The organism is Kocuria sp. WRN011, from assembly GCF_002295155.1.
Lineage (GTDB): Bacteria > Actinomycetota > Actinomycetes > Actinomycetales > Micrococcaceae > Kocuria > Kocuria carniphila.
The window spans coordinates 190866-214602 of the sequence record NZ_NSGI01000003.1 but is presented as its reverse complement, the minus strand read 5'-3'; the positions used below and the strand labels follow the sequence as shown (position 1 = coordinate 214602).

The following is a 23737-nucleotide window of genomic DNA, read 5'->3' as shown; positions in this document are numbered from 1 at the left end:
GGTGTCACAAGTGGCAGGCAGTAGATGGGATGACAGAACGAATGCCTCAAAGGGCATAAAGGATTGCGACCGTGGATGAAATTCACACGGGCGTCGCAGTCACGCAGCTCTATCTAGTGCCGGCATCTGACAAGCCGACAACCCCCTGACGCCCGAAGGCTCACTCACCACCGAAGTGGATGCCGAAGATGTACGTGGGAATCGTATACCCGACGTCAACTCCCCACGAGGCGAGTCAGCCCACAGGCAGCTCCGCGCGCACCCTGAACCCACCATCGCCAGTGGGTCCGGCATGCACCGAACCACCCAATGCCTCGACCCGTTCGCGGATTCCCGCAAGACCCAGCCCGGCACCCGGGGCAGCGGGAACGGCTGAACCCGAGGCGGCGTCGTCGGCGGGGCCGTTGACCACGTCCATGACGATCCCGCGGTCGGAAACGTCCATCCCCACGGTGATTGCGGAGCCAGGGGAGTGCCGCACGGCGTTACTGAGCGCCTCCTGCAGCACCCGGTACGCGGTGAGAGCGGTCGCCGCGGGTACGTCGGTGTCCAGTGAATCGCGTCCGGACCGCACGTCGAATTCGATCCGCGCGCCAGACTGCCGAGTGGATTCAATGAGCGCCGGGACGTCTGCGAGCGTGGGTTGCGGGACCAGCTGCGCGTCCGCGGAGCCTCGCAGAATGGTGAGCAGCCCGCGCATCTCCGTGAGCGCGCGTCGGGAGGACTGAGCAATCGAGGTGAACTCGCCAGCAGTTCGCTCGTCCATCCCCGGGAGTCGGTACTCCGCAGTCGTGGCCTGCACACTGATCACTGACATGCTGTGAGCGACCACGTCATGCAGTTCCTGGGCGATCCGGTTGCGTTCCTTAAGCTCACGCCGTTGAGCGCTCTCCTCCGCACTTGCTCGCCGCGCCGCCTGAAGCGCCGAACGGCCCAGCAGCTGCTGCCGCACGAGAATACCCAGGGCGAGGACACCGGCCGAGACCGACGCCGCGACGATCAAGCTGGAGAGCGCCCCGCCCGAGACGTCCGTCCGCAACAGGAACACCGCGGGGAGGGGCGCAGCGCTGGCCACCAGCCAGCCGATCACGGCGTAGGGCCAGGGCTGGCGGAGCGCCACCAGCAGCAGGACGAAACCATGCACCATCAGCGTGGTTACCGGCCACGGCCAGGGTGGGCCCAGCGCGGAGGCAGTAACCACGGCGGTAGCAAGGACGGCGACGGCGTTCCCCACCATCCCGACCACAGGCCACCTCACGGCGACCACCAGGGACGCGCTGTGAACGATCGCGACCACCATCGCCGGGACAACGGGCACGGCGTAGAGGACTCCGAACAGGGGCCAGGAGATCGCCAGTAACACGACGGCGGCAAAGGCGGTGGTGAGCCAGGCCCAGCCGTTCGCAGAGGCGAATCGCGCGACATGAGGTTCGGAGTGCTCGGTTTCTCGTGTGGCTCGGTTGGCAATGCTGTCCGTGCGCGGGCCTTGGTGAGAGGCCCAGGGTGGAAGGTCGGGCTGACCGGGTTGCACCTCGCGGGAGGCGGGGCCGCCGCCGTTTCCCAGCGCAGCCTTGGTGACCAGGGCGTCGAGGCTGGCGAGGCCGTGCAGGACGGCGGGCAACGAGACGAGGAAGACAAAGCCCGTCACGAAATTGAATGCGGCCTCTAGCGCAAAGCTGCCGGAGATCGACGACGGGATCGCGCCGTTCGACGTCGCGTCGAGAACGAGTTCGACCAGACCGTTATTGTCCTCTGGGAGAAACATGCCCCAAAAGAAATATGTCACTCCACCCAGGGCGGTGGCCGTCCAGGACACCGCGACCGAGAAGGTCAACGTGCGCAGCGGAAAAGCAATGAGGGTTTCGAAGACCAAGTCGAGCCACAACCGCGGATCCGCCATGGTTTTCATCCACCCGAACATCCCCGGCTGTTTGGTGCGGTACCGCGCCCGCGGCAGATCGACTCCCCAGTGGCGCAATCGCGAGCGGGAGAGTCGAGCGAAGGCCCCGGCAAGCACCAGGGTGAGGGGCAGCAGCAGCGCGCCCACCCAGACGATGAACGTGCCCAGCGACACGGACAACATGGGGATGAGGAGTACGAAAGCGAACACCGAGATGAAGAATCCCGGCAGCACATAGGCGTAGTCGCGGCCGAGCTGCCGCGGGAGCCGAACCCACAACGGGGCCCGTGTGGCGGATGATGATGACATCAGGACCAGCTTCTCTCATTAGTGACGGCGGCACCATGGCGCGCCGGAGTAGATCTGTACGAGGCGAGGGTCGACGGCGCTCGGGCCGGCCGGCCGACTGAGGCTTCGTGGGGTGCCCGCGCGGGTCGCAGTACCGAAGGGTGCGCTCGCACCAACAAAAAGACGCCGAGTACGGCGAACACAGCAACGACGGCCAAGGTCATCAGGACGGGGGTCGGCATGGGCGCATACTCACCGAGCAGCAGCGCCCCGATTCCCACTGCGGTGAGCGGGTCGATCACGGTGAGCCCCGCCAGCACGGTTTCCGGTGGGCCGCTGAGGTAGGCGGTCTGTACGACCCACATTCCGGTGATCGAACCGAGGATCAATCCTGTGATCAAGAACCAGTGCACCGCTGATAGTGCCCCGAAGATGACGGGCAGGAGATCGGGACCGAGCACAGCGCCGTCGAACGCCTGCAGGAGCGTGAACAGAAGGACATGGGTGCTCGCGGCCACCGTCCCGAACAAGACACCGGCGCACGCAATGCGAGCCAGGTGACCGGTTGAGCTGTTGGCCACGGCGGCACCCACGGCGGAGAACACCACGAGCAGACAGCCGAGCGTGAGCAGGCGACCGGGTGAGGCCTCGGGGTCGATCGACCATTTCGCTGAAACAGCCACGAACAGACCCACGGACACGATCGTGATCACGATCCCCGCCATGACGCCCTTGGGCATCTGGGTCTTAACCTGATCGGTTCCTTTCGAACGTGCCGCTCGCAGGCTGAGAATCACGGCGGCCACCAGGGAGAGCGTTCCCAACGGTTGAATGAGCGCCACGGGAGCGAGCCCCAGGGCAATCACGTTGAGCACCGTTTCAAGCACGAGCAGTGCCAGTCCCACTAGCCACAGGGGGCTGCGGAAGATGCGGCGGACAACATGGGCACGCGGCGTCGTCGGGCTTGCCGGAGCGGCGGCGTCGGCAGAGCGACCCGCGACCACCCGGTGCTGCAGATGCGTGCCGAGGGCCAGGCAGAGAGCCGCGACAAGGGCGATACCAATGGCGAAAGTGAACATGCCCTGATCGTGGGGCTGCGCTCGTGGTCCGGTCATCACCCTGCGGAGTGATCCGTGCTGATACCTGAGAGGGATATCCGCGGCGACCCGCCCGAGACATGCTGCGGGTGCGGTGCACCGGGGCTAGCCTCAAGGCATGGCCCAGAACCAGATGCCGCAGGCGCACCACGATGATCCCGCGATCCGGGTGATCATCGTGGATGACCAGGCGATGGTGCGTCAGGGCTTCGGGGCGTTACTCGATGCGCAGCGGGACATCATCGTGGTCGGCAGCGCCGCCGATGGCAGCGAGGTGGTCGAACTGGTCCGCCGGTCTCGCCCTGATGTGATCCTGATGGACATCCGCATGCCCAAGCTCACGGCCTGGATGCCGCGCGAGCGGTGAAGGCGATGCCCGGTCTGGAGCATCCGCGGATCATCATGCTGACCACCTTCGACGCGGATGAGTACGTGTTCTCCGCGTTGCGCGCCGGGGCTAGCGGCTTCTTGCTGAAGGACGCCACGGCGGAGGACCTGGTGTCCGCGGTGCGGATCGTGGCCGCGGGGGAGTCGCTGCTGGCGCCGTCGATCACCAGCAAACTCATTGCCGATTACGCCCGCCGGCCCAGCACGCGGCGCGATACGGCGGCGCTGTCCCCGCTGACCGAACGGGAGCTCGGGGTCATGAAGCTCGTGGCCACCGGCAAATCGAATGCGGAGATCGCAGAGGAACTGTTCGTGGCTGAACAGACCGTGAAGTCCCACGTCTCGCGGATCCTCAGCAAGTTGGGGCTGCGTGATCGCACGCAGATCGTGGTGGCAGCCTATGAATCGGGTCTGGTGAGCACCGAGCGCTGACGCCTCTGGCACCGCGGTGGCTACCTCTCGCGTAGGGGTGTGGAACCGCTCCCCAGAGTGATGAAACGGGGCGAACCTGCGCCATAGCTTCCTCGTAATCGATACGCATTGATACGAGGAGTCACGATGTCAGTCCAACTGCGCACCCCATCCCCGCCGCTTTGTCTGGGCCTGTCATCCCGTCCGGGAAAACCGAGCGTTCCGACGAAGACCGGCCGGGATTCCACCGTGGATCTCATCCGCGCACTGTGTCTCCTGGTGGTCGTCGCACTGCACACCATGATGGCGGGCGTCGAACGAACATCGGACGGTGGCCTGCTCACCAGCGTGGCCCTGGCAGGCACCGACTGGTTCGTCCCCGTTAGCTGGTTCATTCAGGTCATGCCCTTGTTCTTCATTGCCGGCGGCTTCGCCTCCCTGACTCAATGGCGGCGGATGCGCGCTCGCGTAGCGTCCTGGCAGCACTACGTGATCAGTAGGACGCAGCGACTGGCCGTGCCCGCGGTGGTACTGTTCGGCGTCGTCGGCGTGGTGCTTGTCATGGCGGGCGGTTCCGGACTCGATGCGGGGCTTGTGGCGGAAGTGCGGCTGCGTGTCGGGCAGCCCCTGTGGTTCCTGGCCGTCTACCTGGGCGTCACGGCGCTCGTGCCGTTCATGGCACGCTGGCACGAGAAACGACCTGGCGGCACCGTCGCTGCCCTGGGCCTCGGCGTCGTGGCCGTCGACGCCGCACGGTTCGTCCTGGACACTCCCGCCCTGGGTCTCTTCAACCTCGCCCTGGTTTGGTTGCTGATGCAGCAGCTTGGCTTCCTGTTCCACGACGGCGCCGCCGCTCGTTGGCCGCGCGGCCGTCTGTATGTCGGCCTTGCGGTGTCTCTGCTGACGCTGTTCGCGGTGGTGACCTGGGGTCCGTACTCGGCTGACATGCTGGTGAACCTCAATCCGCCCACCGCCGCGATCGTGCTGCTGGGTTCCGCGCAGTTCTTCGCGCTGCGGCTGCTCAAGCCGAGGTTGGACGCGTCCCGGGTCGCCGCGTCCATTGGCGCGACCATCAGTGCCCGTGCGATGACCATTTACCTCTGGCACATGCCGGTGGTGCTGGGTCTCGTATTCGTGCTGTGGACTCTGGGTTTCCCGCTACCGGAACCCCACTCCGGGGCGTGGTGGGCTACCAGGCTTCCGTGGCTCGTGGCGGTTGCTTTAGTGCTGTTCGTGGTGGTTCCGGTGCTGGACCGGGTTGAGCGGCGGCTCGTCTCCGTAGTAGCTGCGCGGAAGGTGGTCGGTGTGCGTCTTTCGTCTGGATTCGCCCGGGGATCCGGGGCTGTGTTCGTGGTTCTGATGGCGATCATCGGTGTGGTGCTGATGCTGACGCAGGCCTTGCCGCTCGTGGCGACGGCGCTCCTGTCGGTCGGATTGCTGGCCGGCAGCGTCCTGGTGGGCAGGATGCTGGACCGAGTTCCGAGCCATCCCTTCGGTGAGCCTCATGTGAGTTAAGTGCAGCGGGGAAATTCTGTGTGAAGGAACTGCAGCGCTCGAGTCTCATGTGAGGAAGATGCCGTTTCGCCGCCGGATCCGTGCTGTTGCCTCCCATGAGACTCCGGTGCTGCGTTTTCCTCACGTCAGACCTGGCCGTTGGAGCCCCTGTGCTTGTTCTTCGCCACGGACAGCGACCAGGTGAACGCCAGTAGCGCCAGGGCCCAGGGCAAGATCACGGGGAACATGTCGATCCCTCGGAACAAGAAGTGGGCCACCGCAAATACTGCGACCGCCAGTATCAGGGACATGGCAATGAGCTTGGCCTTGAGCTTGCGGTCGAAGCCGTACCAAAAGCTGTCCTCGGGGGAGTCACTCCTCAAACCCAAGAAGTCGATGATCCTGTTCACTGTCGATGCACCTCATTCCTTCCGTCCCCTCACGCTACCGACACTCCACACGGAGCACAGTGGCCGAACGGCCAGTGTTCTGAACCGCCCCCCGAGTGCGAGTCCCGGCGCACGCCGAGTGCGCAACGGCCAGCCACGGGAATCCCGGCCTTTCCTATGAACTCGCATATTCTTAGCCATAGCTCCTCGCCCGCTGCCCCCGCGGAGCGTGTTCACCCCCCAGCACACGGAGTTCCCTCGTGACCCCTGCCCAGCCCTCGATCCTTGTGGCGGATGACGATCCCGACATCCGAGAGCTCGTGGTCTTCAAACTCGAACAAGCCGGATTCGACGTTCACTCAGTCGCGGACGGGAACGCAGCTCTCGAGGTGCTCACGGACAGTACGCCGGACCTGGTGGTGCTGGACGTCATGATGCCGGGGCTCAGCGGACTGGACGTCCTGCGACAAATTCGGGCGGAGCAACGTCTCGAGACGGTCAAAGTGCTCCTGCTGACCGCGCGCGCCCGGGATACGGACGTGGATGACGGCTACACCACCGGCGCGGACGACTACGTGACCAAGCCCTTCAGCCCGAGGGAACTGCTGCACCGGGTCAACACGCTCCTCGGTCGGGGGCGGTGAGATACCCGTGGCAACGCAGACAGTGGTAGCCGCGCAACTGCTGTCCGTGGTGTTGTGGGTCCTGGTGTGGGCCACCATCTTCCTGCTTGCCCTGATCCTCGGATCGCGGGCCGGCCGGCTTTGGCGCGAACGCAGGGATCGCCAGCTCATCGGCGAGCTGAGGCCCGCCATGCTCGCCGTGGCCTCCGGGGAGGACGAGGATTCCGCCGCATTGAGCCAACTGACCACGGTGACCCGTCGGCGGGCACGCGTGGTGGATCACGCGGTCTCCGCCATGCTTTCCAAGGTCAAGGGTGAACCCGCGCGCGCCTTGGCTCAGGTGCTGCGCTCGCACGGCCGCTCGAGTTGGGCGTTGCGGGGGCTGAACTCCAAGAGATCGATCCGGCGCGCCTACGCGGCGTGGACCCTCGGGCTGATGCGGGAGCGCGAATCGGGGTCAAAGATCATCCCGCTGCTCCAGGATCGTTCCATCGACGTGGTGGTCGCCGCCGCGCGCGCCCTCACGCTCATCGGCGACAGTAAAGCGGCCCGGGCCGTCGTGCGCGCGGTGGCGCCGCGACGTCGTCCGCGCGGACTCCCCAGCTGGGTGGCCGTCGAGTGCCTGTGCGCCTTCGACGAGTCCGCGGCCAGCGTGGTCACGGAGGCGACGGCGCACCCGCAACCTTCCGTGCGCCACGTCGCGGCCACGGTCATCGGCACCCGACCCTTGCCGCAGGCGGCCCCGGTGGTCCGGGAACGGCTCGCCGTGGAAGACGACCCCCGAACCCTCGCATCGCTCGTGGCTGCACTCGGCAGGATCGGGGGCGCGACCGATCTACCGGTACTGTCCCGTTTCGCGCACCACCCGCACGAGACCGTGGCGCTCGCCGCCGTGGACGCTCTCGAAGGGATCGGGCTGCACTCCTCGGTGGAAGCGTTGGCCCCGCTCGTGGCGGACTCCCGTCCGAGGCTGTCCGAACGCGCGGCCGTGGCCCTCACGGAGCTGGGTTCGCGAGGCCGTGAGCGGCTGCTGGCGTTCGCGAACGCACCCGGCCCCGCTGAGCTGCCCGCCACCTACGCCCTGCAACTGACCGCCATGAGGAGTGCCACCCGTGGACTGGATTGAGCTGTTGCGCACTGCGGTCGCTGCCGTCCTCGCGTTCGTGGCGTGGCCCGTGCTCATCTACTTCCTGGTGATCAACACGTCCTACCTGGTGATGATCGGGCTCGCGACGGTGGACTTCGTATCGCACCGTCGGCGGATCCCGTTTGCTGGTCGCGAGGAACTCATGCGGTCCCGGACCATGCCGGGAATCAGCGTGGTGACCGCCATGCACAACGAGGAGATGGGGATCCGCGTGGCCGTGGAATCGTTTCTCTCCCTGCAACATCCCCGTCACGAGGTCATCGTGGTGGACGACGGCAGCACCGATAACGGCTTCGAAGTGCTGCGTAAGGCCTTCGACCTGGTCCCGGTGACCCGCCGGATGCCCCAGGATGTGGCTGTGCGGGAAGCGCCCACGAGTATCCACGTGCCCCGTGACGGGCGGACCCGGTTGACGGTGGTGGGTAAAGCCAACTCGGGCCGCTCCGATTCGATCAACGTGGGCGTGAACCTCGCCCGCGAGGATCTGGTGCTGTTCGTTGACTCGGACTCCATCTTGGATCCTGGGGCACTGCTTGCGGTGTCCCGGCCGTTCATCGAGGACCCGGTCACCATGGTTGCAGCGGGCGGGGTGATTCGCGCCGTCAACGGGTGCCGGGTGAAGGGCGGGCGCGTCCTGGAGGTCCGCATGCCCGGAAGCCCTCTGGCAGACATTCAGGTCCTGGAATACCTTCGCGCTTTCCACCTGGGGCGAGCCGGGTGGTCCCGCATCAATGCGCTGTTGCTGATCAGCGGGGCTTTCGGCGTCTTCCGCCGTGACGCGCTGACCTCGGTGGGCGGTTTGGATGCCAATAGCATCGGTGAGGATTTCGAGCTGGTCATGCGGTTGCACAGGACCTTGAGGAAACAGCGCAAGCCCTACCGGGTCACGTTCCTGACCGAGCCGATCTGCTGGACCGAGGTGCCCAGCACCGTTCCCGTGCTCCGTAGACAACGGACCCGGTGGCATCGGGGTCTATGGGAAACGCTGTGGGCCTACCGGGGCATGCTGTTCAACCCCCGCTACGGTCGACTGGGTCTCGTGGCGGTGCCCTACTACTGGATTCTCGAGCTGATCGCCCCGCTGTTGGAACTCGTGGGACTCGTGCTCATCGCCCTCGGCTTCGCGCTGGGGCTGGTGTCCTGGCAGTACTTCCTGCTGTTCATGCTCGTGGCCTACGCCTACGCCATCATCGTGACCCTCGCCGCCGTGACCGTGGAAGAACTGAGCTTCCACAAGTACCCCCGCTGGCGGGATCTGGGGATCACCCTGGTGGCCGCGGTGCTCGAGAACCTGGGATACCGGCAACTCACCGCGTGGTGGCGGCTGGAGGGCTGGTTCGCCGCGCTCACTCGACGCGAGCAGAAGTGGGGCACCATGACGCGTTCGGGTTTCACCGAGGTCGACTCATGAGCTCCGTAGCTTCCCACGTACGCACAGGGGCCGGTAAGGCGGGCAACCGTAAGGTACGCGTCATCCTGCAGCGCTTGGTGGCCCTGTGGTTCGTTGCACTGCTCATCACGGGAGTCACGGCCGGGTGGGGACTCGCAACCGTGCGGGAGCACGTGGAGACCACCCGGGCCACCATCACACCCCTCGTGGACGCGGCCCACGAAATGCAGGGGACGCTGCTGCGTGCCCAGACCGCCGCGCGGGGGTACGTGGTCACCCAAGATTCGGTCTTCGCCCAGGATTACGTGGAAGCAGTGGCGGACCTGTCTGACGCGCGTGAACGGCTCGAAACTCTCGCCGCCGGCCGCCTGCCGCAGATCCAACACATGAACGAGGTAGTGGACGAATGGCTGGACCTCACCCGCCAGCCGAACAGTACCTCCCCGCGCCCGCAGCTCGACCTGCGGCAGACCTCAGCGGCAATGAACGAGGCCCTGGCCGAGCTGCGGAGTCTCAGCGACGACGTCGCCGATCTTCGAGCGCAGAGTCAAGCGGAACTGAACCGGTCCATGACGGTGGCCAACGTGGCGCTGATCATGGCTGCTCTGTTGTCCTCGATCGTCATTCTGGTTGCGTTACGCCGGGTGGATCACCTCTTGGCGGCTCCCCTGCTGAGCTTGCAGCGCATCGTGAGCCGACAGCGGCACGGTGAACCCGACGCCGTCGCGGATACCTCACGGGGTGCTTTGGAGGTCGTGGACCTCGCGAAGTCCTTCAACTCGTTCACCCGGGAGGCCCGGGAAGTGGCGGCTCAACGCGAGCGGACGGTCGAGCAACTGCACGAGTTGAACCGGCAGAAATCCATTTTCGTATCCACCACGAACCACGAGCTGCGCACCCCGCTCACCTCCATCAGCGGGTATGTGGAAATGCTGCAGGACGGGGACTACGGCAAAATCACCCCGGAGCAGGATCGCGTGCTGGGAGTAGTACAGCGCAACACCAACCGGCTACAACTGCTCATTGAAGACCTCCTGCTCATCAATCGCCTTGACCAGGAACAGGAGGGGCACTCCAAGCACGACCGGGTGTTGGATCTCGCCGAATGCTTGTCCCGGGTGATGACGAATCTTGTTCCGCAGGCCACGAGTGGCCAGGTTTCCCTCCGGGGCGAGATCGCAGGAGCGTGGCCGGTGCTGGGGGACAGGGACCGGTTGGAACGGGCCATCACCAATGTGGTGGGCAATGCGGTGAAGTTCACTCCGCCGGGTGGCACGGTCACCCTCTCTCTGTCCCGGACGGCCGACGGCCACGGAGTCCGCTTGAGCTGCGAAGACACAGGAATGGGGATCCCCGCCAAGGAGATCGATTCATTGTTCACGAGCTTCACCCGTGCCTCGAACGCCGCGGACCAGCAGATCCCCGGTACGGGATTGGGGCTTGTCATCGTGCGCACGATCGTGGAGCAACACGGCGGGACCGTGGAACTGCGATCGATCGAGGGAGAAGGCACCACGGTCACCATCGACGTGCCCCTGGCTCCGGCGGAGGGACCCGCAACCCCTCGATAGGGCGGAGTAGCTCGGATTAGGGCCACGCTTTTACACGAAGGTGTGTTCTAATGTCCAACAAGTAATATCGAATTTTTCTGGTTTAGCTTGTTGGAGGACTAGCGATGGTAGATGTCGTGGACCTGCTTCGCGAGCTCAACTTCGAAATAGACCCGTGGGACATGGGGTCTTGGCTACTACGGGCACCAGATGGGGGTCGGTACCCGTGCAAGCCTCTTCCAGCCATGGACAGGATCACATCCGAAGCCGCGCGCTTCTTCACGGGTTCATCTGAAACCCGGCGTGTGCGTCCACTACTCGTTGGTAGAACGATCACTACGAACATGCTGGAACGCGCCAGTAGGGGTGAGTTGGATGTCATTACCGAGCGACCACTGCAGCTGATTGTTCGCGGTCGCGTGTATTCCGACGACGCTCACGAGGTAGCCTCTCGCCCACTCGATGTACTCCCAAGACCGCGCCGCGGTAGGCGCGCCTGGATTCGATGGGCAACGATGCGGTGTCTCCTGCTCGCGTCAGGCCCGCTGCGGCAATCCGAGATCGCCGCGGTTTTGGGTAGTAGCCAACAGGCCGTGTCCCTCGCGATTAAGCAACTTGCCGGCTTGGTCCACGAGACAGAAGCTGGGTTCCTTGCCGACGACAAGCAGGCGCTGCTTCAAGAATGGTTAATCGACTATGAGGGGCCCAACGGGCAAGGATTCGGATGGTACAGCTTGAATCCTGTGGTCGAGCAGACGGAACAAGCGGTTAAAGTCGCTGCCTTGTATGACGTTGATCCGCTCATCACTGGAGACGTGGCCGCCGATAAGACGGCCCCATGGAAGCTGCCGAGTGTGGGCAGAATCTACGTGAAGAACCCGATTGATCTTGCTGGAGACGGATTCGTACCGGCCCCGCTGGTTGAGGCTACCCTCGTCACCTGTGTTCCTCAGGATCCAACGATATGGAAGTTGGTGGATGTCGCACACGGAATGACAAGTTCAGACGTACCTCTTGCCGACCCGGTAATCGTCTATTGGGACGTCCTCCATGGAGAAGACGTGGACAGTCTGGAGGCTGCTCAGAAACTAGCGCGGAACATTACGGGGTAAAGCACTGTGGACAACGAGACCGATCCGTCACACATTCGAGTGCACGCTCTGAGTGTCGCGGATGACTTGGGTTATCGGGGGCAATTGGCAGTATCTCAAACAGTATCGGGACGCAGCGATTATCGTCTCATTGGCGGACACATGGTGAGACTACTGCTGCACGTTTATCCCAGCGAGAGGGCTGTGCCACGGTCAACCGTGGATGCCGATACAGCGCTTGGGGATGTTGAAGTCATAGGCGTCGTAACCCGACAGCTGCAGGAGGATGGTTTCATCAAGGTAGGAGGCAATGTCCTCAAGAAGACTGTGGCCCCTGACCAGGATGTGGAGATTAACTTTCTTCTCCCGCGTGACGATTACAAGACTGGTATCAAGTCCATCAATGTTCAAAGTGTTGGCCAGGTGGACACTCTTTCAGAGCTCTCATTTGCGTTGAACTCTCCGGCGGTAGTCATCGATGTTGAGGCACGTCTGCTGGGAGGAGAGATTATTGAATATCAAACACGTGTGCCGTCTGTGGAGGTGGCAGCGATTCTCAAGGCTCACAGCTGGAGTAGCAGGCATTCGACAAAGGATCTTGCGGACCTCAACACACTGCTGGAAATCCGAGAAGAGCATCCGGAGCTCTCTTGGCGACTTGACTCCCGACCGCTCATTGGACGCCGCTTGGACACAGCAAGAATTCTTCGACCGCTGGGGAAGCAGATCACACGGCGGCGCAGCCCCATCGAGCTGCCCAACAACGTCAGTCGCGTGCGCTTTGCTGCGCTGATCCAAGAGCATATCGGCGCACCGTAACGAGGACCTCCCCGCCGGACATAGTGTGGAGACCATGCAGGACCACCACACCGCTACGCAGACCGTCGACGCCGCCCCCACACCCCTGAGCGTCCTCTCCGATGTTTTTGGCTACGACGAGTTCCGCGGTGAGCAGGCCGCCATCATCGACCAGGTGATGAGCGGGGGAGAAGCCGTGGTCCTCATGCCCACCGGTGGCGGTAAGTCGCTGTGCTATCAGATCCCCTCGATCCTGCGTGAAGGCACCGGCATCGTCGTCTCACCACTGATCGCGCTGATGTCCGACCAGGTCGCAGCGCTTGAGGCGGTCGGAATCCGCGCGGCCTTCCTCAACTCATCCCTGGATTTCCAGGAAGCGCAGGCGGTCGAACAGCAACTGCTCGCCGGTGAGATCGACCTGCTCTACATGGCGCCCGAGCGTTTGATCCTGCCGCGCACCCTCGACTTACTGCGCCGGGCTCAGATCGCCCTTTTCGCAATCGATGAGGCACACTGCGTCGCCCAGTGGGGCCACGATTTCCGCCCCGATTATCTGGGTCTGTCTGTGCTGGCGGACGCGTTCCCGAACGTCCCTCGGATTGCATTGACGGCCACGGCCACCCGCAGCACGCACCGTGAGATCACCGAGCGCCTGCGCATGGAGAACGCCGCGCACTTCGTCTCCAACTTCGACCGCCCCAACATCCAGTACCGGATCGAGCCCAAGGACCGCGGCAGCGACCAGCTGCTGAAATTCATCAGCACCGAGCACGACGGCGACGCCGGCATCGTCTACTGCCTCTCCCGCAAAAGCGTGGAGACCACCGCGGAGTGGCTGGAAAAGCACGGGGTCGCCGCCCTTCCGTACCACGCGGGTCTCGACGCCGCCGTCCGGCATGAGAACCAGGAGCGGTTCCTGCGCGAAGAGGGCATCGTGATAGTCGCGACCATCGCGTTCGGCATGGGCATCGACAAGCCGGACGTGCGCTTCGTCGCCCACCTGGACCTGCCCAAAAGCATCGAGGGTTACTACCAGGAGACCGGCCGCGCGGGACGCGACGGGCTTCCGTCGACCGCCTGGATGGCGTACGGCCTGGGCGACGTCGTCAACCAGCGCCGCCTCATCGACCGCGGCGAGGGCAGCGAACTGCACATGCGCAACGCCCGCTCGCACCTGGACGCGATGCTCGCCCTGTGCGAGACCGTTTCGTGCCGCCGCGTGCAGCTGCTGCGGTATTTCGGGCAGGAGTCGGAGCCGTGCGGCAACTGCGATACATGCCTCAAACCACCCAAGATGTGGGACGCCACGGTGCCCGCGCAGAAGCTGCTGTCCACGCTCATTCGGCTGCATCGCGAACGCAGTCAGCAGTTCGGTTCGGGCAAGATCTTCGACGTGCTCCTCGGCCGCGAGAATGAACGCTCCGTCGAGTCACGCCATCACGAGCTCAGCGTGTGGGGGATCGGCACGGAGCTCACCGAGCGGGAATGGCGGTCGGTGCTGCGGCAGCTCCTCGCGCGCGGGATCGTGGAGGCCGTGGGCGACTACGGCGTGCTGGTGTCCGGCCCGAACGCCGGTCCCGTTCTGCGCGGCGAGGTCACCCTGGACTTGGCGGTGGACAGGGCGCCGACGTCGCCCGCTCGCGGGCGCCCTCGTCCCGCCGGGGGCGCTCGTGCATCGGCCGCCGAGGGTCTGGAGACCGCGGATCGCGAAGCGTTCGAGTCATTGCGGACATGGCGCACCTCAGTCGCCAAGGAGAAGCAGATCCCGCCCTACATGGTGTTCTCGGATGCCACCCTGGTGGGCATCGTGGAAGCGAAGCCGGAGACCGTGCGGGCGTTGGGTGCCGTGAGCGGCGTCGGCGCGAAGAAACTCGCGGAGTATGGGGACGCTGTGCTGGAGGCGCTCGGCGCGGACGCCTGACCAAGGGCGCGAGCGGCATTACCAACGGATGTGACTGCGCCCGGCGTCAACGGCACCTTAACGCCGGCGGACGCGAGCGGCGTCGTCGGTGGATCCGGAACGGACCGCGTTACGGCGCGGTGCGTGCGGCCCAGGCCTCGGAGTAGAACTGCTCAGAGCGGGACTCCAAGAGGTCCTTGTACGGATCAGGTTCGAAACTCTGCGCGGAATCCCCGGGGATGTCCGGGGAGAAAGCGGAGACGCCCAGGCCGGCCTCGCGATTCTCGAGCGTCAGCCCGGCGGCCTCGATCAGGGTGGGGAACATGTTGAGCTGATCGGCGTCGGAGCGGGTCTCGGGAGTGCCGGTCTCGCCCGGAACCCAGATCCGGTTGAAGATCGTGCGGTTGGTGTGTCCGCCCAGCTGCTCGTGGAACGCGTCGCCGGCGCTCATGTGTTTGAGGTGGTCACCCATGATCACCACGGAGGTGTCCTCGAGATATCCCATTTGGTTCATATATTCCACGAAGTCCGCCACTTGGGTCATGGAGCAGAAGAACGCGGAGGTCACTTCGCTCTCGGTGTCCACGGTGCAGTAGTCGTAGATGTGGACCGGCTCGTGGGTGTCCAGCGTGAGCATGGACAGGTTGAACGGCTGACCGGTCTGCTGTGCGGTGGCGTGGAGCTGGTCGATCTCGTTCTTGGCGTTGGCCATCAGGCGTTCGTCGCTCAGGCCCCAGTCGCTACGAAAGCTCTCTTCGGGCTCCCCGGCGGCCCGCCAGTCGTCGAGACCCACGTCCTTGGTGTACCCGTGGTTTGCCAGGAACGTGCCCTTCGCGGCAAAGGACGGGTTGGCACCGCCCAGGAACACGTTGGTGTAACCCTGTTCCGCCAGGATGTCGCCCAGGCAGGTGAGACCGCCCAGGTAGCTGTTCATGCTGCCCACGAGTTGGTCGGGGGAACCGCTGTCCACGGACGCCCCCACGCCCTTGAGCGGCACGCCACACTGCGTGGACACCAGCCCGGACATGGTCCAGCCGCCGCCCTCGTACTGGTTGAAGTTCTCGATGCTCTGCCAGCCGTCTTCGGGGCGGGTGACGTCTTTCAGGGGAGCGAAGGCGTCCTTCTCGAAGTGCTCGTCGTTCGCCAGCGTCTGCTCGCCGGACTCCAGATAGATCGTGACCAGATTGCGCTTTGCCTCCGCGCCGGTGACCGTGGGTTCCGCGTAGTAGTCGCCCATGTTGTAGGGCGAACTGGCCGAACGAATGTAGTCGCCGATGCCCACGGTGGAGGCGAACGCCGTGGTGCCGCCGGCCGCGACCGCGGCAACCAAGGCGGTCGAGAGGCCGCGCATGGCCCATTTCTTGGCCTGGGGCCGGGTGTCACAGCCCAGCCGACGGCGCTTGCGGCGCCGGAAATACTGCCACACGGCAATGCCGATGGTGATGACCAGGGGAAGCACGCCGATACCCAGGATCCCCATCCAGACCAGCGGGCCACCTCCGCCGTCCGTCTCCACGGTGACGATGTTGAGGCGCATCTGACCGAATGAGATCTTGCCGAAGTAGTAGCGAATGCCGATGGCGGCAATGAGCATGGCAAGGCCCGCCCAGATCATGACGTAGACCACGAGGTACCCCAGGACCACGCCAACCTGTCGGATTGCAGGATGAACCCGGCTGGCCATGACAACTCCTCGCGTGCGATGTCCGTGCGGTCGCCGAACACCTGTGGGATCTGCCCGTACTCGACCCGGGCTCACAGAAAACGAATACCGTTAACCTACCCGTTCCCTGGAGTTAAGGTGAGGGTTCCTTGCTTGGAGTCGTCTACGAACCCGCGTAATGAGCCGGGGACCTCCCCCCAACAGCTGGTTGGTCTCGAGGGCGGCATGAGGCCTTATTAATGGCGCGGTTCAGGACTAGATTGAGAACATGCCCACCCAGGCATCCAATCTGATCAATGCGCAACCCGGCCCCGCGGTTTCTCCGCAGACGTGGGCCAAATTCGCGGCCTGGGCCGCTTTTCTGGTGACCGTACCCTCCGCGCTCTGGCGGGTATTGATGATTGTTTGCTACGCGCCCATCTTCTTGTGGGGTCCACTGCTCCTGGTAGCAGTGGTTGGCTACTGGCTGCGGCGGCGTTGTACAGATCCTGCGCAAGTGCGGGTCGGCTCGTGAATTCACAGAATGTAGGACTTGGAAGGACCCTGACCGATGAAACTAACTGTCATGCAATTCGTCAGTCTCGATGGTGTCTCGCAAGGACTGGGATCTCCGGACGAGGACCGCAGCGGGAATTTTGAACGGGGTGGCTGGTTCGTTCCTTACCTGGACAAGGAATTCAATCAGCAATGCACCGAATGGCTCCAACAAGCCGATGCCCTTATGTTCGGAAGGCGTACTTGTGAGGCATTCGCCCGGGATTGGCCGCAGATCACCGACCCGGACGACCCGTTCACCGAGCTCATGAACGGGTTGCCGAAATACGTGGCATCTAAGACCTTAACCAGTGCCGAATGGAACCCCACCACCATCCTCTCGGGAGATCTCGCGGCGCAGGTAGCCGAACTCAAATCACGGCTGGGCCGGGACTTGCAGGTCCATGGCAGCTCGGTGCTTGCCCAAGGTCTGTTTGCTGCGGACCAGGTCGACGAGCTGCGCCTGGTTATAGCGCCGGTGGTAGTGGGCCAGGGGCGCCCGCCTTTTCCCCGATGGCATGGATCCGATTGGGTTCCGCCTTGTCAGTTGTCGAGTCACCCCGGGCGGGCTGACCATTCAGACCTACAAGAACCAGGGCCGTCCCGAGTTTGCAGTGTATGAGGGGTCGCCAGTGGTGACCTGAGGGCGCACCTGGACCGGCTTCGGTGCCTGCCATCTTGAAGATAAAACCGCCTTCGACGCCGCTATTGAGGGGCCCGGATATGTGAGAAATCCCCAATGCGGGACGGGTTGATCTGCAAACGTCGCGCGTGGGTCGCTCCGCTCAACGAAGAAGAGTTTCGGCCACATCCCCCCTGTGGCAGCCTGTGACATTTGGACCTTCCGGGGCACCGCTGGGGTTGATGATCGGCAATGGCGCGCCCGTGTTCCTGTGGGGTCCGCTGTTGCTGGTGGCGGTCGTCGGGTAATGGCGGCGCCGGACATCGAATTCATAACGTTCTGGCGCGAGGTAGTGCTACAGCTGTTCCTCAGGAGATAGTGTCTCTAATCACAACGTTCGCAATTGTGAAGGGCATGACATGAGCACCCCCCATTCTTATGGCTCCCAGCCAGGAGACCAGCAGACCAGCGATTCCACCCATTACGACGCCGCTCCGGCCACCGACCAGTATCGGCCCGGTGACGCACCCGGTTACGACCAGGGCGGGTACCAGCAACGAGGTTCCCAGCCGGGCGTTCCCGTGGGTCCCGGCCAAGCCATCAAGCGGTTCTACAAGAAATACGCACAGTTCTCCGGGCGCGCCAGCCGATCCGAGTACTGGTGGGTCGCACTCTTCATGTTCCTGGTATACGGCCTGTTCATGGTGCTCATCGGCACGGTTGGCAGCGAGGTAGTGAACAGCAATACGGTCACATCCGCGACGTCCTACTCATACTCGGTGAGGAGTGAGCCCAACGGGTTGGGGATCTTCTTGTCGCTGCTGTTCCTCGTGTTCCTGTTGGCCCACATCATTCCGAGCATCGCGCTCGCCGTGCGGCGACTGCACGACGTGAACATGTCCGGATTCCTGTACTTACTGAGTCTTATTCCGTTCCTCGGGCCGCTCATTCTGTTGGTTTTCTACCTGCTGCCGCCGAATCCTGCGGGAGCGCGGTTCGACTGGTGAGTTGATGTTGTAGCTGGGGAGGGCCGTCGATTCGAAAGGATTGGCGGCCCTTTTCATGTGCTATCGCGGATGTGGCCAGAGCATCTCTTGCCGTCCACGCTCCATCATGACATCATTGATGTCATGATGGAGCGTGGAGACACCGTGTATGAGATTCTCAGAGCTGTTCGCCCAATGGTGCTCAATTCTGCACGGGTCGTTGAGGCGGAGGTGCGTGACTTGGGCTGGACCGTAGGGTCTCGGGCGGTCATGGAGGTGCTGCTGGACGGGGCGCCCATGACGGTGCCTCAGGCTGCGTCTCGACTGTCCTTGGCTCGTCAGAATGTTCAACGCCATGTAGATGAGCTGATCAAGTTGGGTCATGTGGAGTCCAAGCCCAACCCGGCACACCGTAGATCTGTGCTCATCCAACCCACTGAAAAAGGCTCTCGAGCCTTCAGGGGGCTGCACGATCGTGAACGCGCCCAACTCGCCCTTCTTGGTCCGCAGTGCAGCGAGCAGGATCTGAGAACAACCATCAGGGTGCTCGGGGATCTCAACCACGACATCAAGGCACGAGCCGCAGCCTCGGCGGCAGGAACCAGGACATGAGTCATGAATACCAACGGAATCTTCGCGCGGACCACCCGCAACAGACGTGAGATCGCCGACGTCCTCGAGTCTCTCGACCCAGTCCAATGGGGTGCAGAGACACTTTGTGAGGGCTGGACCGTGCGACATATGGCGGCTCATTTCCTTCAGCCCATGCTCGTAGGATTCGGGCAATTCTTTGTGACGTCGCTGCGCTACCGGGGGAATACGGCCGCCACCATCGACCACATCACGCGCCGTAACGCAGTTATTGAGCCGGCGCGTCTCGTGGCCCTTTTGCGCCAGCACGCCAGCGATGAAGTCAGCCCGCCGAGGGTGGGCCCTATGGGCCCGTTCGCGGAGACCTGCATCCACCTGCGCGATATCGCGCGCCCTCTCGGGCTTGCCGCTGATGTCCGAAGTGAGGACTGGCTGGATCTCCTGCCCTACCTGACGTCTGGCAAAGCGGCGGCCAGCCTCACCACGCCAGCGCGTATCAGAGGCCTATCGTTCCGTCCTCGGGGTTGGGAGACGAGCTTTGGAGCAGGTCTGGAAGTGACGGGGACCCCGGAGGCGCTCGCCATGGCCATCACGGGTCGAAAGGCTGCTTGCGCCGATCTTGCGGGATCTGGTGTCGATCTACTCAGTTCCCGCGGATAAATTTCAATCGATCGCCAAGTCTCACCGCCGGGTAGCCCTACGGGGTTGAACTGCTCGTCCCGTATCCTCAATGGGTGCCTTATCCCGCAGAACTCCCCGCCCGGCCCGACGATCACGACGACGCTCCTCCGGCCGGTTCTCGCTACCAACACCTGGACAGCACCGCCGTCCGTGAATCCACAGCCGCTCTGCAGAAGCGCATCTACTCACGCTTCCCGGATCGCGGACTGTGGGAGGTTTGCGGTGAATTGGTGGGACTCGTGGATGAGGTCACCAGTGGTGGCGGCATCAGCCGGCGCCGCATCAGGCTGGCCCGGCTACTCTCTCGCCTGGGGATCATTGCGGTCCTCGCGATCTTTGGCGGTGCCATTGTTCTCGCCGCAGCGAGTATCTGGTCGAGTCCGGATGCCCTGGGTCCCATCGACTGGCTCCCGCTACTCGAAACCGTGGTCAACAACCTGGTCTTCGCGGGCATCGCCATCTTCTTCCTGGTAGCCGTGCCGCAACGGTTGGAGCGCGCTCGTGTGCTGCGACTCGTCCACCGGCTGCGATCACTCGCGCACGTGATCGACATGCACCAGCTCACCAAGGTGCCCGAGAGGCTCCAGCGAGGATCGCGGGAGGACGGAGGGCTGGACCTCACTCGTGAACAGCTCACCCACTACTTCGATTACTGTACGGAAATGCTCTCGCTCGTCGGCAAGACAGCGGCCCTTTTCGCCGAGGACACCACCGACGGGGATGTACTGGATGCCGTTGAAGGCATCGAAACCCTCACCTCAGACATGGCCCGCAAGGTGTGGCAAAAGATCGCGATCCTACAGGCGCAGGGCGCCTGAAAATCGCCTGAAATCCCAGGTGAGAAGGGGCTTTGTGGAGGCGAGCGGCGTCGTCGGCCTTGACGAGCCGGGGTTACGTGCTAGTAAGTTGGCTTGCTGATCCAAAGGAGGAATCAGCATGATGAAGAAGACCAACCGCATTTTGACGGCCGCCGCAACCGTGGCAGCACTCTCGTTCACTGTGGCACCGGCCGCTTCTGCAGCGCCCACTCCGGAGGCACCTCAGGCCCCCGCAGCAGCCGCAGCGGAGTCCTGCCCGTCGGCCAGCGACTTCTCGTTGACCGCGCCGTCCCACACTGAGGCGGCCGGCAACCTGCTGGACAAGCAGATCACCTTCGGCTCGTACTGGACCGGCGGTAACGTGCAGTCCGGCACCCAGGCCACGCTGACGGCGTCCGGCCCGGCAGAGGTCACCCTGCTCAACGGCGAGACCTACAACGCACCGGTGGTCGCCGGCGGCACCAACTCGGGTATCTTCCCGGGTGGCGGCGCAGCCTTCGCACCGAGCTTCCGCCTGGACGACTCGAACCGCGACTCCGCCAACGGCGCGACCAACCGCGATCACGTGACGTCCATTTCCTACCCCATGACGGTCTCGGGCAACTTCGGTTCCTGCGACTACACCGTGGAGGGAACGGCGAACTCCAAGTTCAACGTGACCTCGATCGAGCTGACGGAACGCGCATAGTTCCCCTTTTGAGTTCTGGCCCCGAGCGATTCGTTCGCTCGGGGCCAGTTCTGTTTAACGGACTGGGCGGGGGACGACGCCGCTCTGGTCGCCTGCGCAGCGCCCGTACCGCAGATCGCGCAAGAACGGTCATGCACGCGGCGGCCGGGGCGGCGAATACTTGAACCATGTCCACTTCCACACCCGATCCGCTGCATCGACTTCTTAATGCGGTGCTCGATGATGAGCATCGGAGCCTTGGAGACATGGCTGCGGGCGCCTACACTTCCCCGTTCCACTTCGCACGTCAGGTGCGAACGGGAAGTGGTGAGTCGCCGGTAGCGTTGCGCCGCCGAGTTGTTCTGGAGCAAGCTGCGTGGCAATTGCAACGCGGTGAGAACGTCACCGATGCCGCATTCGGTGCCGGTTACGACTCGGTCGAAGGATTCTCAAGGGCTTTCCATCGTGCCTTCGGATGTCCACCCACGGGGATGCCACCGCAATCTCAGCGGGGGCATTGGCTGCCGGCGCCCAATGGAATTCACTTCCACTCACCCACAGCGTTGTATGTCGACGCAGGTGAGGCGCATGAGCAGCCCGCCGGTGATGTGGTCGGGTTACTCGTTCGGCACGATCTGGACGACATCGATGCACTCCTGGTAGCCGCGCGCGGCGTGAGCGATCTGGAGTATCGACGTACTCGCTTGCCCGGTAGCCACCCGCGAAGTTGGGACGGGCCGGATGAATCGATTGCTCAGGTTCTTCGTCACTTGGTGGTGAGCAAAGAACCATGGCTGGCTTCCATTGCTGGAGAGACCGAGCCGGACCTCACTGGCCCCGACGGCGTCGCCGAACTTGCCGAGCGGCACGCAGTCACCGGCCCTCGATGGATCGCTCTGATTCGTGACATCGACCGTCGCGGTGCGTGGCAAGACAGGGTGCTCGATGCACTCTGCGATCCACCTGAGTCATTCTTGCTCTCACAGATCGTGGCGCACGAACTCACCTATTCCACGCACCGCCGACAACTAGTTCGGTGGATGCTCGCCGGCGCCGGTATTGACGCCGGCGCGGGCCAGCTCGACCCGGACCCCATCCTGTGGCATCGCAGGAGGATTGGAGAATCATGACCAATTACCGCTTCTACGTTGCGTCCTCCCTGGACGGTTTCATCGCCGACGACCACGACAGTCTCGACTGGCTAGTCACTCAGCCAATCGATGCGCACGGTTTCATGAACTACAACCGCTTCATGGCCGATATCGGAGTCCTGGCAATGGGGCACACCACCTACCAATGGATCGTGGACCACAACATGACCAGTGGTGAGCCGTGGCCGTACGAGGTGCCCACCTACGTCTTCACGCACCGGGACCTGACGCCCGTGGCTGACACCATCCAAACGGTCTCCGGCACACCGGGGGAGCACCGCGCAGAACTGGTATCTGCAGCCGGGGACAGGGATGTGTGGATTGTGGGCGGCGGCGGCCTGGCTACTCAATTCGCCCGAGCAGGAATGTTGGGCGAGGTCATGGTCTCGATCGCTCCGGTCTTCCTCGGTTCCGGTCGCCCGTTGTTCACCGACGCGTTCAACCTGGAACTCGAAGAGTTTGACCGCAACCGAGCGTTCTTGTGCGCCAGATACTCCGTGCGCGGTCCTCGCGCGGAAGAACAGCTCTAGCGTTTCAGGGGAGGCGCGGGTCGATACGGTGCTCCATCGTTTTGGCTGGCTGCTCCCTTGAACGCACCCACGCGAGGAATGCCTCGGCGGCGTCGGCGGTGGCCCGTGCGCGGACCGAGGCCAGGTAGTCGAAGGCGTGCTGTGTGTTGGGAAGTTCGGCGTAGACCACCGGCGACCGTGAGGCCGAGCGCAGGCTGTCGGCCCACCCTCCACGCGCCCCAGGAGGAAGCATGGAGTCGTTGGCGCCTTGAATGACCAGCATGGGCGGGGCCTCGTGATGGGCCAGGGCAACGGGTGAACTTGCGGGATCATCCGTGCGTGCGCCCAGGTATCCGTAGATGGAAATGACACCGGCGATATCGGTCTTGGCGTCCTCGAAACCCGGCTGGAACCGCGGTTGGTTGGGCGTGAGCGCGGCGGAAGCGGCCAGGTGTCCTCCTGCGGAGCAGCCGACCAGGTAGACCTGCGAGCCATCAGCATCAAAGTTATTGGCGTGGTCTCGCGCCCAGGCGATGGCTCGCTTGGCGTCCACCAGGGGGTTCGGGAATTCGGCGGCTCTGCGGAGTCGGTAGTTGGCGCTGATGCACAGCCACCCGTGGGCGGCCAGCAGATTCAGTAGTGTGACGGCTTCGCGGCTTTTGCCGCCCTGTACGAATCCGCCCTCGTGAAGATGAATGAGAACAGGGTTTGGCCTTTTTATATGTCGGGATCGGTATATATCGAGCCGGTGAAATCGAGGATCGGGCCCGTAGCTAAGGTTCCGGATCCGCTCCACATCACGGCGGTGACGCTGGAAGGGGAGAAGAATGCCGGGCCACCAACGCGCGCGTGTGTTCAGTTGCCCTGCCAGCTCTGGCCGGATCTCAGCACGCCAATTCTGTCCGAGGGATTTAGACAACGCGGATTCTAAAGCGGGGCGAGCTGTGCGGGCCCGAATTTATATCCATACCAGGGCCGCACCGATTAACACCCAAGACAGCCACCAGGCTCTGCCTAGCCATCCGGTGGGTAGATCGCCTCGCCGGCTGA

22 protein-coding genes and 1 pseudogene are annotated in these 23737 nt (G+C 63.7%); 18 read left to right on the top strand and 5 right to left on the bottom strand.

The features are described 5' to 3' along the window. Window positions 1–235: 235 nt before the first annotated feature. The gene (locus tag CKW39_RS05670) at window positions 236–2209 is read right to left on the bottom strand and encodes a sensor histidine kinase (RefSeq protein WP_095797172.1); all 1974 of its coding nucleotides are present in this window, start codon (window positions 2207–2209) and stop codon (window positions 236–238) included. After that, a complete protein-coding gene (locus CKW39_RS05665) occupies window positions 2209–3267 on the bottom strand; it encodes a DMT family transporter (RefSeq protein WP_158222915.1) in 1059 nt (352 codons plus the stop codon). Before CKW39_RS05665 ends, CKW39_RS05670 begins: the two co-directional genes overlap by 1 nt. 211 nt (window positions 3268–3478) lie before the next feature. Between CKW39_RS05665 and CKW39_RS05660 the strand changes: the two are divergent. Both CKW39_RS05660 and CKW39_RS05655 read left to right on the top strand, forming a co-directional pair. Further along, a pseudogene (locus CKW39_RS05660) lies at window positions 3479–4104 on the top strand (response regulator). Between the two features lie 126 nt (window positions 4105–4230). After that, complete coding sequence (locus CKW39_RS05655) at window positions 4231–5598, top strand: acyltransferase (protein WP_095797170.1); 1368 nt, start codon at window positions 4231–4233, stop codon at window positions 5596–5598. 125 nt (window positions 5599–5723) lie between these two features. Here CKW39_RS05655 and CKW39_RS05650 read toward each other — a convergent pair whose 3' ends face one another. Next, on the bottom strand, window positions 5724–5987 hold the full coding sequence (locus CKW39_RS05650) for a hypothetical protein (RefSeq protein WP_095797169.1): 264 nt from the start codon (window positions 5985–5987) through the stop codon (window positions 5724–5726). 239 nt (window positions 5988–6226) lie between these two features. Here CKW39_RS05650 and CKW39_RS05645 point away from each other — a divergent pair, with 239 nt between their 5' ends. From CKW39_RS05645 to recQ, 7 genes are all read left to right on the top strand, one after another. Beyond that, window positions 6227–6610, top strand: coding sequence for a response regulator transcription factor (locus CKW39_RS05645; RefSeq protein WP_095797168.1), 384 nt, complete (start codon window positions 6227–6229; stop codon window positions 6608–6610). A gap of 7 nt (window positions 6611–6617) precedes the next feature. Next, window positions 6618–7715 (top strand): HEAT repeat domain-containing protein, encoded by a 1098-nt coding sequence (locus CKW39_RS05640; RefSeq protein WP_095797167.1) that lies wholly within the window; start codon window positions 6618–6620, stop codon window positions 7713–7715. Beyond that, window positions 7702–9147: a glycosyltransferase gene (locus CKW39_RS05635; RefSeq protein WP_095797166.1), complete on the top strand. Its 1446-nt coding sequence runs from the start codon at window positions 7702–7704 to the stop codon at window positions 9145–9147. The genes CKW39_RS05640 and CKW39_RS05635 overlap by 14 nt, the downstream gene beginning before the upstream one ends. Continuing rightward, the gene (locus CKW39_RS05630) at window positions 9144–10697 is read left to right on the top strand and encodes an ATP-binding protein (protein WP_095797165.1); all 1554 of its coding nucleotides are present in this window, start codon (window positions 9144–9146) and stop codon (window positions 10695–10697) included. Before CKW39_RS05635 ends, CKW39_RS05630 begins: the two co-directional genes overlap by 4 nt. A gap of 572 nt (window positions 10698–11269) precedes the next feature. Further along, window positions 11270–11788, top strand: coding sequence for a hypothetical protein (locus CKW39_RS15265; RefSeq protein ID WP_129700235.1), 519 nt, complete (start codon window positions 11270–11272; stop codon window positions 11786–11788). Between the two features lie 6 nt (window positions 11789–11794). Then, window positions 11795–12586, top strand: a complete 792-nt coding sequence (locus CKW39_RS05620) for a hypothetical protein (protein WP_129700237.1) — start codon at window positions 11795–11797, stop codon at window positions 12584–12586. A 34-nt stretch (window positions 12587–12620) separates the two neighbouring features. Continuing rightward, entirely contained in the window at window positions 12621–14486 is a 1866-nt protein-coding gene (recQ, locus tag CKW39_RS05615; protein ID WP_095797297.1) for a DNA helicase RecQ, read from the top strand. A 109-nt stretch (window positions 14487–14595) separates the two neighbouring features. Here the strand turns inward: recQ and CKW39_RS05610 are convergent, their stop codons facing one another. Next, window positions 14596–16149: an LTA synthase family protein gene (locus CKW39_RS05610; protein WP_254049292.1), complete on the bottom strand. Its 1554-nt coding sequence runs from the start codon at window positions 16147–16149 to the stop codon at window positions 14596–14598. A gap of 247 nt (window positions 16150–16396) precedes the next feature. Here CKW39_RS05610 and CKW39_RS15260 point away from each other — a divergent pair, with 247 nt between their 5' ends. From CKW39_RS15260 to CKW39_RS05570, 9 genes are all read left to right on the top strand, one after another. After that, complete coding sequence (locus CKW39_RS15260; protein WP_143469940.1) at window positions 16397–16642, top strand: hypothetical protein; 246 nt, start codon at window positions 16397–16399, stop codon at window positions 16640–16642. Between the two features lie 36 nt (window positions 16643–16678). Continuing rightward, window positions 16679–17284, top strand: a complete 606-nt coding sequence (locus CKW39_RS05605; RefSeq protein WP_254049291.1) for a dihydrofolate reductase family protein — start codon at window positions 16679–16681, stop codon at window positions 17282–17284. A gap of 419 nt (window positions 17285–17703) precedes the next feature. Beyond that, on the top strand, window positions 17704–18291 hold the full coding sequence (locus CKW39_RS05600) for a DUF805 domain-containing protein (protein ID WP_095797162.1): 588 nt from the start codon (window positions 17704–17706) through the stop codon (window positions 18289–18291). Window positions 18292–18414: 123 nt separating this feature from the next. After that, window positions 18415–18882 carry a MarR family winged helix-turn-helix transcriptional regulator gene (locus CKW39_RS05595; protein ID WP_158222914.1) on the top strand — a complete coding sequence of 156 codons (468 nt, stop codon included), beginning with the start codon at window positions 18415–18417 and terminating at the stop codon, window positions 18880–18882. A gap of 3 nt (window positions 18883–18885) precedes the next feature. Continuing rightward, window positions 18886–19521: a maleylpyruvate isomerase family mycothiol-dependent enzyme gene (locus CKW39_RS05590; RefSeq protein WP_095797160.1), complete on the top strand. Its 636-nt coding sequence runs from the start codon at window positions 18886–18888 to the stop codon at window positions 19519–19521. A gap of 74 nt (window positions 19522–19595) precedes the next feature. Then, window positions 19596–20360: a hypothetical protein gene (locus CKW39_RS05585; protein ID WP_095797159.1), complete on the top strand. Its 765-nt coding sequence runs from the start codon at window positions 19596–19598 to the stop codon at window positions 20358–20360. A gap of 118 nt (window positions 20361–20478) precedes the next feature. Further along, window positions 20479–21048 (top strand): hypothetical protein, encoded by a 570-nt coding sequence (locus CKW39_RS05580; protein WP_095797158.1) that lies wholly within the window; start codon window positions 20479–20481, stop codon window positions 21046–21048. A 167-nt stretch (window positions 21049–21215) separates the two neighbouring features. Further along, window positions 21216–22157 carry a helix-turn-helix domain-containing protein gene (locus tag CKW39_RS05575; protein WP_095797157.1) on the top strand — a complete coding sequence of 314 codons (942 nt, stop codon included), beginning with the start codon at window positions 21216–21218 and terminating at the stop codon, window positions 22155–22157. After that, window positions 22154–22708 (top strand): dihydrofolate reductase family protein, encoded by a 555-nt coding sequence (locus CKW39_RS05570; protein WP_016995944.1) that lies wholly within the window; start codon window positions 22154–22156, stop codon window positions 22706–22708. The genes CKW39_RS05575 and CKW39_RS05570 overlap by 4 nt, the downstream gene beginning before the upstream one ends. Window positions 22709–22712: 4 nt before the next feature. On the opposite strand, the gene CKW39_RS15410 is transcribed toward CKW39_RS05570, so the two are convergent. Next, entirely contained in the window at window positions 22713–23483 is a 771-nt protein-coding gene (locus CKW39_RS15410; RefSeq protein WP_254049300.1) for an alpha/beta hydrolase, read from the bottom strand. Window positions 23484–23737 lie beyond the last annotated feature (254 nt).